Annotated in this window: 8 protein-coding genes; 5 read left to right on the top strand and 3 right to left on the bottom strand. The window is 31.6% G+C overall.

The genetic code is table 11. From position 1 onward, the window contains the following. Positions 1–163: 163 nt before the first annotated feature. The 3 genes from yidC to Q8S45_RS11325 all read right to left on the bottom strand — a co-directional run bounded on the left by yidC (position 164) and on the right by Q8S45_RS11325 (position 4,841). Positions 164–2,053, bottom strand: a complete 1,890-nt coding sequence (gene yidC / locus Q8S45_RS11335; protein WP_305604802.1) for a membrane protein insertase YidC — start codon at positions 2,051–2,053, stop codon at positions 164–166. Between the two features lie 94 nt (positions 2,054–2,147). Beyond that, on the bottom strand, positions 2,148–3,776 hold the full coding sequence (locus tag Q8S45_RS11330; RefSeq protein ID WP_305604800.1) for a CTP synthase: 1,629 nt from the start codon (positions 3,774–3,776) through the stop codon (positions 2,148–2,150). Between the two features lie 186 nt (positions 3,777–3,962). Next, positions 3,963–4,841 carry an SDR family oxidoreductase gene (locus Q8S45_RS11325; RefSeq protein WP_305604799.1) on the bottom strand — a complete coding sequence of 293 codons (879 nt, stop codon included), beginning with the start codon at positions 4,839–4,841 and terminating at the stop codon, positions 3,963–3,965. 184 nt (positions 4,842–5,025) lie between these two features. Between Q8S45_RS11325 and rpmH the strand changes: the two genes are divergently transcribed. The 5 genes from rpmH to Q8S45_RS11300 all read left to right on the top strand — a co-directional run bounded on the left by rpmH (position 5,026) and on the right by Q8S45_RS11300 (position 13,946). Further along, positions 5,026–5,187 (top strand): 50S ribosomal protein L34, encoded by a 162-nt coding sequence (gene rpmH, locus Q8S45_RS11320; RefSeq protein ID WP_305604797.1) that lies wholly within the window; start codon positions 5,026–5,028, stop codon positions 5,185–5,187. 135 nt (positions 5,188–5,322) lie between these two features. After that, complete coding sequence (carB, locus tag Q8S45_RS11315) at positions 5,323–8,172, top strand: carbamoyl-phosphate synthase large subunit (RefSeq protein ID WP_305604795.1); 2,850 nt, start codon at positions 5,323–5,325, stop codon at positions 8,170–8,172. Positions 8,173–8,346: 174 nt separating this feature from the next. Continuing rightward, the gene (locus Q8S45_RS11310) at positions 8,347–9,543 is read left to right on the top strand and encodes a 6-phosphofructokinase (RefSeq protein WP_305604793.1); all 1,197 of its coding nucleotides are present in this window, start codon (positions 8,347–8,349) and stop codon (positions 9,541–9,543) included. A 334-nt stretch (positions 9,544–9,877) separates the two neighbouring features. Beyond that, entirely contained in the window at positions 9,878–13,408 is a 3,531-nt protein-coding gene (gene nifJ, locus Q8S45_RS11305) for a pyruvate:ferredoxin (flavodoxin) oxidoreductase (RefSeq protein WP_305604791.1), read from the top strand. A gap of 163 nt (positions 13,409–13,571) precedes the next feature. Then, positions 13,572–13,946, top strand: a complete 375-nt coding sequence (locus tag Q8S45_RS11300) for a hypothetical protein (protein ID WP_305604789.1) — start codon at positions 13,572–13,574, stop codon at positions 13,944–13,946. Positions 13,947–14,087 lie beyond the last annotated feature (141 nt).

Genomic DNA, 14,087 nt, shown 5'->3' with positions numbered 1-14,087 from the left:
AAGTATCGTTTGTTGTTGGTTGTAATGTCTGAAATTCATAGTTAAGTATCTGTATATCAATGATTAAATATACAAAAAACTAATAAAACTTCCAAATAAAAGTATAAATAAACCGTCTCTAGTTGTGAGACAGCTTCCTTTAGGTTTATAAAACACTTAGGTGTTATTTTTTTCCTTTTTTCTTTCCTTGTTGCTCCTGTGCTTGAGACATTGCTTCATTTAAACGCTGTCTAAATTTACTTTCTTTTTTAGGTTTCGATTTATTCACTTGAATTTGAGCATGTATTTTATCTTCATCAATAATGTAATTTTTAATTACTAACATGATACCAACAGTTAATAAGTTAGAAACAAAGTAATATAAACTCAAGCTACTAGCGTACATATTGAAAAACACCAACATCATAATAGGAGACATGTACATCATTATCTTCATCATTTTTTGCATGTCTGGCATTCCTTCTTGTTGAGGTGCCATATTCATTTGCTGACTTTGACTCATTTGCATGTAAAAAAAGATTGCTACAGAAGCCAAAATTGGAAATAAACTTACGTGATCTCCATAAAATGGGATGTGAAATGGCAATTGATATATAGAATCGTAAGCCGATAAATCATCGGCCCATAAAAATCCTTTTTGGCGTAAATCTATATTTGATGGAAAAAATTTAAATAATGCAAAGAACACAGGCATTTGCAATAATGCTGGAATACAACCCGCTAACGGACTAACACCAGCTTTACTTTGCATGGCCATAGTTTCTTGTTGACGTTTCATTGCATTTTCTTTACCAGGCAAACGTTTGTTTATTTCTTCCATTTCTGGACGAAGCACTTTCATTTTTGCACTTGATAAATAAGATTTATATACTAATGGCGACATAATTATTCTGACCACAATTGTTAGTAGAATAATAATAAGCCCATAATTACCTATAAAACCCTGTAATAAATTAAATATAGGCATAAAAATAATCCTATTAATTAATCCAAAAATACCCCAACCTAAATTTGAAATTTCCTTAATGTCCCTATCATACGTTTTAAGAATTTTATAATCGGTTGGCCCAATATACCAATCCATATTATAATTCAATTCTCCACCTTGCAAAACTAATGGTGCTTTTAAACTAAATTCTTTGGTAAATATGGTGTCAACCTCTTCATCAACGGCTAATGTTTTTGATGTTAAATTTGCTTTTGAGAATGCTTGTTCACTAATTAAAATAGTTGAAAAGAAATGTTGTTTAAAAGCAACCCAATTTACATCCACTTCTTCATCGTCATCATCTCCACCTAATGATAAATAAGAAATGTCTTCATCTTCTCTTTCATAGTACATTTCGGTATTTTGATTTTCATATCGAACACTTTTTTCATTTCTATAAGCCTTTAAATTCCAATCCAGTACAATTTCTTGCGAACTGTTAATGGAGGAGCTTAAACCTTGAGATCGAATTGTGAAATCTACCATATATTCATCTGGATTCATTTCATATCGATATTCCAAATATTGATCTTCAGAAACCTTAAGTTTCATAGAAAGCACATCATTTTCACCTTTTTTACTTAATGTAGGTTCAAAAAATAAATCTTTTGTGTTGAGTGTTCTGTTATCTTGGGTTCCAAAAGTTAAATTAAAAGAGGCGTTGTTATCTTTTAAAATGTAAACAGGAAGAGAATCGTAGGTAACATACTTTTTAATTAAAGCTTCCTTTATTTGACCTCCTTTGTTTGAAATAACTATTTTTAAAATTTTATTTTCTAATATAGTTTCTCCATCAGCTGCAGCAGCCAACGTTGCAGAATAGGCAAAATTTCCTAATTGACTTTTTGCTTTTTCAAGAGAAAGAGAATCAGTTGCTTGAATAGTGGTTGAAATAGCATCGTTATTTTCTACAACTTTATCTTCAACTACTTGTTCTGTTTTTTTATTTTTTTCTGCTTCTACTTCTTCAGGAGTTGGTTGATTGGTGTATATCCACCAAAGCATTATAGCCCCTAATAAAACAAATCCTATAATCGAATTAATATCAAATTTTTTTTCTTCCATGATTTTTATTAAATGTCAGTTTGTCATTTATTTTTTAAATGAATAATTTAAAAAGTGCGACAAATGTACTAAATGTTGGTTTATGTATTGAGTTTTATTTGTTTTCTCTATTGTTCAATTTATGTTCCAAAGTGGCTTTTACAAAATCAACAAATAATGGATGTGGATTTAAAACTGTACTTTTATATTCTGGATGGTACTGTACGCCAATAAACCATCTGTGATTAGGAATCTCAATAACTTCTACTAAATTGGTATCAGGATTTTTTCCAGTTGCAATCATTCCAGCCTTTTCAATTTGGGCTAAATAGAGATTGTTAAATTCATATCTATGCCTGTGACGTTCACTAATTAAAGAATGTTTGTAAATATTTTTTATTTTACTTCCTTCGGTTAATTCACAATCCCAAGCACCTAAACGCATAGTACCTCCATAGTTGGTTATGCTTTTTTGTTCTTCCATTAAGTCTATTACCGGATTAGTTGTTGTTGCATCCATTTCGGTAGAATTAGCATTTTTTAATCCCAATACATTTCTTGCAAACTCAATAACTGCCATTTGCATACCCAAGCAAATTCCTAAAAAAGGGATGTTGTTTTCGCGTGCGTATTTTACAGCTTCAATTTTACCTTCAATTCCTCGTTCTCCAAATCCTGGAGCCACAAGAATTCCATTTAAATGGCTTAATTTATCTTTAACATTTTCAATAGTTATTTCTTCAGAATGAATAAAATTAATATTTACTTTAACTTCATTTTCAGCTCCTGAATGAATAAATGATTCAGAAATTGATTTATAAGCATCTTTTAATTCAACATATTTACCAATTAAACCTATTTCTACAGTATTTTTTGGGTTCTTGAACTTCGATAAGAATTGATTCCAAGCTTTTAGTTCAGGCTGTTTGTCTTGTGGTAATTGTAATTTTTTTAAAACTACACTATCTAAACCTTCTTCAAGCATAAAATTAGGCACGTCATAAATAGTTTCTGCATCAATAGACTGTATAACGTCTTCTTTTTTAACATTACAGAACAATGCCAATTTTTCTTTAATAGAATCAGATATTTCATGCTCAGTTCTGCAAACTAAAACATCAGGGCTAACACCACTTTGCATTAACATTTTAACTGAATGTTGTGTTGGTTTTGTTTTTAATTCACCTGCGGCAGCTAAATAAGGTACTAATGTTAAATGAATTACAATAGCATTTTCATGACCTAATTCCCATAATAATTGACGAACAGATTCTACATATGGCAATGATTCAATATCTCCAACAGTTCCTCCAATTTCTGTAATTACTATATCAAACTCACCGGTATTTCCTAAAATTTGTATACGATGTTTTATTTCATCGGTAATATGAGGTATAACTTGGACTGTTTTACCTAAAAATTCTCCTTTTCTCTCTTTATCAATAACTGATTGGTAAATTTTTCCTGTAGTAACATTATTGACTTGTGAAGTGGGAATGTTTAAAAAACGTTCGTAGTGACCTAAATCTAAATCTGTTTCAGCGCCATCATCTGTTACATAACATTCTCCATGTTCATAAGGATTTAGCGTTCCGGGGTCAATATTAATATACGGATCAAGTTTTTGAATGGTTACAGAGTATCCTCTTTCTTGTAATAATTTTGCCAAAGAAGCGGCTATTATGCCTTTTCCAAGAGAAGAAGTAACACCTCCTGTTACAAAAACGTATTTAGTGTCTTTCATTAATATTAGGTTTGGGCAAAAGTACTAAAGCTATTTTAGTTGACAAAAGGAAAAAGTAGCAAAGTTTAAATTTGGCAATAGGCAAATAGCCAATAGGCAAAAGTTCAAAGTTTGAAAATTAAATGTTAAATGTTGAACTATTTATTTTTCACTTAAAACTTAAAACTTAAAACTAGCAACTAACAACTATTTTTTCTTACTTCTAATCATTGCTTCCAGCATATCCCACATTTCTTTTGGGACATCTTCTAACATATTAAATTCTCCTGCACCTTTTAACCACTCACCACCATCAATAGTAATTACCTCACCGTTAATATATGCTGAAAAATCACTCATTAAGTAAGCTGCTAAATTTGCCAATTCCTGATGTTCACCAACTCTTCCAACTGGAACTTTATTTTTCATATCAAATTTATCTTTTAAATCGCCCGGCAATAATCTGTCCCATGCACCTTCTGTTGGAAACGGACCAGGAGCAATAGCGTTAGTTCTAATCCCATATTTTGCCCATTCTACCGCCAAAGAACGGGTCATTGCCAACACTCCTGCTTTTGCTGTTGCAGAAGGAACAACATACGCAGAACCAGTCCATGCATATGTAGTAACTATATTTAAAATGGTAGATTTTGGTTGTTTATAATCAATCCAATGTTTCCCAAAAGCGAGGGTGCAATTTTTACTTCCTTTTAAAACAATATCAATAACGGTATCGAAAGCGTTAGCAGATAATCGTTCAGTTGGACTTATAAAATTACCAGCAGCATTGTTTAAAAGTCCATCAACTTTTCCAAATTCTTTTAAAGTCGCTGCTAAAACAGCTTCTACCTCGGCATAATTTCTTACATCACATTGCACAGGTAGCACTTTTCCGCCTGTTTTTTGTTCTAATTCTATTTTAGCTCTTTCTAATTTTTCAAAATTTCTTGAAGTAATTACAACATGGGCTCCCAGTTCTAAAAAGTAGGTACTCATGGCCTTTCCTAAACCACTACCGCCACCAGTAACTACAATAACTTGATCTTTAAGGCTTCCCTCTTTTAACATTGGTTTTTGATACATCATTTTTAGTTTTTTTTAGTTAGATAAAAGTATGTTTTATTAATTTATCTCTTTAAAATAATATTTTTATTTTTTTTTATTAATCTATTTGTCAAACACAAAAGTAATTGTATATTTGCCAACGCTTTTAAGAAAAGGATTTTAATAGAAGTAACTAAAGAAGAAACACGATTTAAAGATATTTGTAATGAGTAAAAGAACTTATCAACCATCAAAGAGAAAAAGAAGAAATAAGCACGGTTTTAGAGAGCGTATGGCTAGTGCGACAGGAAGAAAAGTGTTGGCAAGAAGAAGAGCTAAAGGAAGAAAAAGAGTAAGTGTTTCTTCAGATCCAAGACCAAAAAAATAATGAAATAATTATTTTATATAAGGGTGTTACTTTTTAGTAGCACCTTTTTTTTGACCTATTAATAAGTTCTCAAAACTTATTTTTTATGAAAACACAATATTATGGATATTTACATTTTAATAATTACTTTAAATAATGCCTAGAAACACTAAAATTAAATCGGTTTTAATAATTGGGTCTGGACCAATTATTATTGGCCAAGCATGTGAATTTGATTATGCAGGTTCTCAAGCTATTAGATCTTTAAAAGAAGAAGGTCTGGAGGTAACTTTAATTAACTCTAACCCTGCAACAATTATGACTGATCCGTCTTTGGCGGATAATGTTTATTTATTGCCTCTAACAACTAAGTCAATTATTAAAATTTTAGAGCTGCACCCAAATATTGATGCAGTTTTACCAACAATGGGAGGTCAAACCGCATTAAATTTATGTATAGAAGCGGATGATAAAGGAATTTGGAAAGATTATAACGTTGAGTTAATAGGTGTTGATATTGCGGCTATTAATATTTGTGAAGATAGGGAGCAATTTAGAAAATTAATGATTAAAATAGGAGTTAGTCAGGCTCCGTCTACCATTGCAAATTCATTTTTAAAAGGGAAAGAAATAGCCCAAGAATATGGGTATCCATTAGTTATTAGACCATCATTTACCTTAGGTGGTTTTGGAGCTTCTATTGTTTATAAAAAAGAAGATTTTGATGAATTATTAAGTCGTGGGTTAGAAGCTTCGCCAATTCACGAAGTTATTATTGATAAAGCATTAATGGGCTGGAAAGAGTACGAATTAGAATTATTACGTGATAAAAACGATAATGTAGTAATTATTTGTACTATAGAGAATATGGATCCAATGGGTATTCATACAGGAGATTCAATTACGGTTGCACCTGCAATGACTTTAAGTGATACTACTTTTCAACGTATGCGCGATATGGCTATTTTAATGATGCGATCAATTGGTGATTTTGCTGGTGGTTGTAACGTTCAATTTGCTGTTAGCCCAGATGAAAAAGAAGAAATTGTAGCTATTGAAGTAAATCCTCGAGTATCACGTTCATCTGCTTTGGCTTCAAAAGCAACAGGTTATCCAATTGCGAAAATAGCTGCTAAGTTATCACTTGGTTATAATTTAGATGAATTAAATAACCAAATTACAAAAACAACTTCTGCTTTATTTGAACCAACGTTAGATTATGTAATTGTAAAAATTCCTCGTTGGAATTTCGATAAGTTTGAAGGAGCCGATAGAACTTTAGGTTTACAAATGAAATCGGTTGGAGAAGTAATGGGAATAGGAAGGTGTTTTCAAGAAGCGCTGCATAAAGCAACCCAATCGTTAGAAATAAGACGTAATGGATTAGGCGCAGATGGAAAAGGTGAGAAAAATTACGATACCATTATTCATAAATTAACGTATGCAAGTTGGGATCGTGTTTTTGTAATATATGATGCTATACAAGCAGGGATTCCATTAAGTAGAATTCACGAAATCACTAAAATTGATATGTGGTTTTTGAAGCAATACGAGGAGTTACATAGATTAGAAAAAGAAATTTCGACATTTAAACTGGAATTGCTAACTTACGAATTGCTATTAGAAGCAAAACAAAAAGGCTTTGCCGATAGACAAATAGCACATATGCTTGGTTGTTTAGAGAGTGAAGTTTATGCTAAAAGAGTGGAACTAGATATTAAAAGAGTTTATAAATTGGTGGATACTTGTGCTGCCGAATTTAATGCTCAGACACCCTATTATTATTCCACGTTTGAAAATAAAATGATTACTTCAAAAGGAAGTTATTCTGACAATGAAAGTATAGTTTCAAACAAAAAGAAAATTATTGTTTTAGGTTCTGGTCCAAATAGAATTGGACAAGGTATTGAGTTTGATTATAGTTGTGTTCATGGCGTTTTAGCAGCAAAAGAATGTGGTTTTGAAACAATTATGATAAATTGTAATCCCGAAACAGTTTCAACCGATTTTGATACAGCCGATAAATTATATTTTGAGCCTGTTTTTTGGGAACACATTTATGATATAATAGAACTCGAAAAGCCAGAAGGCGTTATTGTACAACTTGGTGGTCAAACTGCTTTAAAATTAGCTGAAAAACTAGATAAATGGGGTGTTAAAATAATTGGAACAAGTTATGAAGCCTTAGATTTAGCAGAAGATAGAAAGCGATTTTCAGAACTTTTAGTTGAATTAGACATTCCTTTTCCAAGTTATGGTACAGCAACCACAGCTGATGAGGCTTCTGCAATTGCAGATAAATTAGATTTTCCAATTCTAGTTCGTCCTTCCTATGTTTTGGGAGGTCAAGGAATGAAAATTGTAATAAATAAGGAAGAGTTAGAAAAGCATGTAGTTGAATTACTTAGAAGTATCCCTAATAATATGTTGTTATTAGATCATTATTTAGACGGTGCTATAGAAGCAGAAGCAGATGCAATTTGTGATGGAGAGGATGTGTATATAATTGGAATTATGGAGCATATTGAGCCTTGTGGAGTGCACTCTGGAGATTCAAATGCAACGTTGCCTCCATTTAATTTAGGTGAGTTTGTGATGCAACAAATAAAGGATCATACAAAAAAAATTGCGTTAGCTTTAAAAACTGTTGGCTTAATCAATATTCAATTTGCCATAAAAGACGATCTTGTTTATATTATTGAGGCAAATCCAAGAGCTTCTCGAACGGTTCCTTTTATTTGTAAAGCATATAAAGAACCCTATGTAAATTATGCAACTAAAGTAATGTTGGGAGTAAATAAAGTGAAAGATTTTACATTCAATCCAAGATTGGAAGGATACGCCATAAAACAACCGGTGTTTTCTTTTAATAAATTTCCAAATGTTGATAAAAAATTAGGACCTGAAATGAAGTCGACTGGTGAAAGTATTTTGTTTATAGATAATTTAAAAGATGACCAGTTTTACGAATTATATTCTAGAAGAAGAATGTATTTGAATAAATAAAACGATTTTTTTTCAAAATAATAATTAAGCTCCTGTTTTAGGGGCTTTTTTTATAATTTATAGTTCCTAAAAAAGCTTTATATAAAACTATAATTTGAATTATTATATATAAAATAGTCTACGTAACTATTGATTTTTTTTGTAATTTCATCCATTAAATTAAAAACTAATAAAATGACAAATAAAATAAAAGGAACCATAGCAATATTAACGGGAGGTGGAGATGTTCCAGGATTAAATCCTGCAATTAGGGCTATAACAATTAGAGCAATTCGTGAAGGATATAGAGTAATTGGTTTAAGACGTGGTTGGGCTGGTATCGTTGAAATGATTCAAGATCCAAAAGCTGATAATAGCAATAATTATGTCGAACTTACTCAAATAATAGTGAACAAAACAGGTAGAACTGGAGGTACTTTTTTACACAGCTCAAGAACACGACCAAGTCACCTTCCAAAAGCGAGTGTTCCTGAACATTTAAAAGAGGAATATAAGGAAGAGTATAATGATTTAACTAAAGTTGTGTTGAGTAATTTGAACTTCCTTGGGGTTGACTATTTAATTCCAATAGGTGGTGACGATACCTTGAGTTATGCGGTTAGGTTATATCAAGAAGGTGTAAAGGTAGTAGCAATTCCTAAAACTATGGATAACGATGTTCCTGGGACGGATTATTGTATTGGTTTTAGCACATGCATTACAAGAACAATTAATATGACTAATACACTTAGAACTTCTGCCGGATCACACGAACGTTTTTTGGTGATGGAAGTTTTTGGAAGATACGCTGGTTTTACAGCAATGTTGCCAACAATGGCAGGGTCAGCAAACCGGTGTGTAATACCAGAATATAAGTTTAATATGGATACATTAGCAGAACTTTTAGTTGCTGATAGAAATGATAATCCGAGTAAATATTCTGTAGTATTAGTTTCTGAGGGAGCTATGTTCGAAGGAGGAGAAATGGTTTTCAAGGATAGTGAGAAAGATCAATTTGGTCATGCAAAACTTGGTGGAATTGGAGAATTGGTTTCACAAAGATTAAAAGAGGCTTCTCCTAAATATAATAATGGAAAAGTAGTAAATGTTATTAATCAAAAGTTAGGATATTTGGTTAGAGGTGGTGATCCAGATGCAATTGACTCCATTGTTCCTATGGCTTATGGCAATCTTGCCTTAGATTTAATATTAAAAGGTATACATGGTAGGTTGGTTGTTCTTAAAAATGGACGATATGATAATGTGCCTATTGATGTAGTAACTGGAAAATCAAAAGTAGTCAATATTCAAAAATTTTATAATACAGAAAGGTTGTGTCCAAACTATAACAGTTTTGAAATGAACCCATTATTTATTATGACAAGCGAATAGCATACTATAAATTTTAAGAATATTATCAAAAAAGCTCCTAACTAGGAGCTTTTTTGATAATATTCAAATTAATTTGCAATGTGTAAAATGTTACAATTTGTATAATAAGTCAAATTTATACTTTTTTAAGTTGTTTAAAATCAACAATATAGCTTATTAATTTTTAATAATTCTAAATAATATTTTAAGCTAATTTGCTGACATATATCATTATAACTTAGGTTTTAAAACAATAATTTTACCCTGTTAAAATAAATACGAAATAGTCAAATTTGTTAGAGTAAGTTAACTAAAAAACTCTAAACAGGTTGAAAAAATGTAAATATAACTTAAAATGAAAGAAGAAAATTCAAAATTAATTTGTGATGCCAATGAAGCGGTAGCCATAATTGCACATAAAACAAACGAAGTTTGTGCAATCTATCCTATTACACCAGCATCGCCAATGGGTGAGCATGTAGATGTATATAGCGCAGAAGGGAAAATGAATATTTGGAATAATATTCCACGTATTGTAGAAATGCAAAGTGAAGGTGGTGCTGCAGGTGCTGTACACGGTGCGTTGCAAGGTGGAGCATTAACAACCACATTTACAGCCTCTCAGGGATTATTATTAATGATTCCTAATATGTATAAAATGGCTGGAGAATTATTACCTTCAGTAATCCACGTAGCTGCAAGAACAGTTGCAACACATGCATTATCTATTTTTGGTGACCATTCTGATGTAATGGCAACCCGAGCAACAGGATATTCTATGCTTTTTGCAGGTTCTGTTCAAGAAGCTCACGATTTTGCATTAATTTCTCAAGTAGCAACTTTAAAAAGCAGAGTGCCGTTTTTAAATATTTTTGACGGATTTAGAACTTCGCACGAAATTTCTAAAATAGATGGAATTTCAGATGAAGTAATAAAAGCAATGATGCCCGAAGATGAGGTAATGAAACATAGAAAACGTTCATTAGATCCTGATAATCCAGTAATTAAAGGTACTGCTCAAAATCCAGATGTATTCTTTCAAGCGCGTGAAGCTTGTAATTCTTTTTACCAAAGAGTACCGGAAGTTGTTAAAGATACCATGGCTGAGTTCTATAAACATACTGGAAGAAAATATAGTTTATTCTACTATATTGGTCATCCAGAAGCTGAAAGAGTAGTAGTAATTATGGGTTCAGGAGAAGGTCCTGTTAGAGAAACTATTGATACTTTAGTAGAACAAGGTGAAAAAGTAGGTGCCTTATTTGTACGTTTATATCGTCCGTTCTCAGTATCTGATTTCTTAGAAGAACTGCCAAAAACAGTTAAAAAAATTGCAGTTTTAGATAGAACAAAAGAGCCAGGAAGTATTGGTGAACCACTTTATTTAGATGTAGTAACTTCATTTGTTGAATTGGGAGAAACCATGCCAACAATTGTGGGAGGACGTTATGGACTTTCTTCAAAAGAATTTACACCAGCAATGGTTAAAGGTGTTTTTGATGAATTAGAAAAAAATTCACCAAAAAATCATTTCACAGTTGGTATTAATGATGATGTTACAAATACTAGTTTACCAATAAACCCATATTTCCAAACCAAAAAATCGACATTTAACTGTATGTTCTATGGTTTAGGATCAGATGGTACAGTTGGTGCAAATAAAAATTCCATCAAAATTATTGGTGAAACAACCGATAATTATGTGCAAGGTTATTTTGTCTATGACTCTAAGAAAGCTGGAGCCCAAACAATATCGCATTTACGTTTTGGTCCAGAACCAATCTATTCAAATTATTTAATAAACAGAGCAAATTTTGTAGCCTGTCATCAACCAAATTTTGTTTATGAATATGATATTCTAAAAAACATTAAAGAAGGTGGAACATTTTTATTAAACACACCGTATTCTAAATATAAAATATGGACAGAACTACCAAGTATAATTCAAAAAAGAATTATTGATAACAATGTCGAATTTTATGTTATTGATGCTACTAAAGTAGCGCAAGAAGCTAATTTAGGTAAACGGACCAATACAGTATTACAAACGTGTTTCTTTGCTATTTCAGGAGTGTTACCTAAAGATGAAGCTATTAAGAAAATTAAAGATGCTATTGTTAAAACTTATTCTCATAAAGGAGATAATGTTGTTGAAATGAACTTTAATGCAGTTGATACCTCATTAGAAAACCTTCAAAAAGTGGAATATCCACGTCATACAACTAATGAAGATAAATTAATACCATTAATGACTGGTAATGCCGATGATTTTGTAAAAGAAATTTTAGGAACTATTTTAGCAGGTAATGGAGATTCTTTACCAGTTAGTGCTTTCCCTGTGGATGGAACTTTCCCAACAGGTACTACTCAATATGAAAAACGTGGCATTGCTACTACTGTTCCAACTTGGGATGATGCAGATTTGTGTACACAATGTAATAAGTGTGTTGCTATTTGTCCACATGCTGCAATTAGAGCAAAAGTTGTTTCTAATGATATATTAGCTAATGCACCAACCTCATTAAAATTTGTACCAGCAAAAGGAAGACCATTTGATAGCAAAACAGAAAGTTATGTACTTCAAGTTTCTCCTGAAGATTGTACAGGATGTGATCTTTGTGTAGCAGTTTGTCCTGCTGAAAGTAAAGAAATCGCTAATATTTTTGCAATTAACATGGCTGAAAAACGTGCAGTTGAAGAAGTTGAAAATGCAAACTGGGATTACTTTATTGATTTACCTGATTACGATAGAAAAGAATTGGTAATTTCAACTGTAAAAGGGTCACAATTCTTACAACCATTGTTTGAATTCTCTGGAGCTTGTTCTGGTTGCGGTGAAACACCATACATTAAATTAATAACACAATTGTATGGAGATAGTATGTTAATTGCGAATGCAACGGGTTGTTCTTCAATTTATGGAGCTAACTTGCCAACTACACCATATACAACCAATAAAGCAGGTAGAGGACCAGCTTGGGCAAATTCATTATTTGAAGATAATGCTGAGTTTGGTTTAGGAATGAAATTAGCATTATCTAAGAAACAAGAAATCGCTATTGATCTTTTAAAATCTTTAGAAAGTAAAATTGGAAGCACTTTAGTTAACGATATGCTTAACAATGCAGAAACTGATGAAACTTTAAAAGAACTAAAATTAAATCAAATTGAAGAATTAAATGAAATTTTAAACAGCATAGATACCTATGAGGCTAAAAAACTAAGAAATCTTTCTGAATACTTACGTAAAAAAGACGTTTGGATTTTTGGGGGAGATGGTTGGGCTTATGATATTGGTTATGGTGGTTTAGATCATTTATTCTCTTCAGGTGAAAACATCAATATTTTAGTAATGGATACAGAAGTGTATTCAAACACCGGCGGACAAGCATCTAAAGCTACACCAATGGGTGCAAGTGCTAAATTTGCAATTAATGGTAAAACAACTTCTAAGAAAAGTTTAGCATTGCAAGCAGTTTCTTATGGAAATGTGTATGTAGCACAAATTGCAATTGGAGCTAAAGATAACCAAACCCTAAAAGCAATTGAAGAAGCAGCGGCTTATCCAGGGCCTTCATTAATAATTGCTTATTCACATTGTGGTGAGCACGGTTACGATTTAAAAGACGGAGCTTTGCATCAAGAAAAAGCTGTGGAAACAGGTTATTGGCCACTATTTAGATTTAATCCTTTATCAGAAAAAGGAAAAAGATTTAAATTAGATTCTAAGGCACCATCAGCACCGCTTGAAGAGTTTATGTATACAGAAACTCGATTTACGAGAGTTGTAAATGAAAACCCTGAATTAGCAGGAGTGTTATTAGGAAAAGCTCAAGAACAAGTTGATATTCAATGGGAACGTTTAGAACTTTATAAAAATTTGTAATTTTTAATTAATTTTAAAGTGCCAGAATGAAAATTCTGGCACTTTTTTTATATCTTTATTAAAGCAAATTATTCCTGATTATGAAAAATTCGGAATATCTGAAGCAGTAATTAGTTGCAAAAATAATCGGAAACACATTTAATCACAAGAAAATATTTTTATAATGAAATCAAGATCTAGCGCTTTTTTTAATGAAGCAACAAAAAGACTCAATCTAGCCAAAGAAGAATTATTTAAACCTGCCGAAGATATTGTAAGCTACTCTGTATGTAAAAACTCACAATTTGCTATCGAAAATTATTTAAAAGGGTTTTTATTAAAAAATAATAGTACTATTGAGGCTTCTGATACCATTGCAATTTTATACGATAAATGTTTGGCGATTGATAAAGGATTTAAAATGATTGAAATAAATACTATTGGGTGTAAAAATCATACGATAGATTCTAGATATTGTTCCGAAATAAATTCAGTAAGTGCGTGTTTTGATACAGCCGACAATATTGACACTTATTTAAAAAAGTCTAAAGTTATTTAAGATATTAACCCGACGGCATTATATCTATAATTATCAAGCTGCATATTGAATATCTTTATGATTGAAATATTTTTGAACTCTATCTGGATTTTGAACTAACATTTGCATATGGTTTTCTAAATTTTCTTTAAGTTTTTCATG

The organism is Lutibacter sp. (assembly GCF_030692605.1).
In the GTDB taxonomy this organism is placed as follows: Bacteria; Bacteroidota; Bacteroidia; order Flavobacteriales; family Flavobacteriaceae; genus Lutibacter.
Note: the sequence above shows the minus strand (reverse complement) of the source record. Positions and strands in the feature narration are given on the sequence as shown.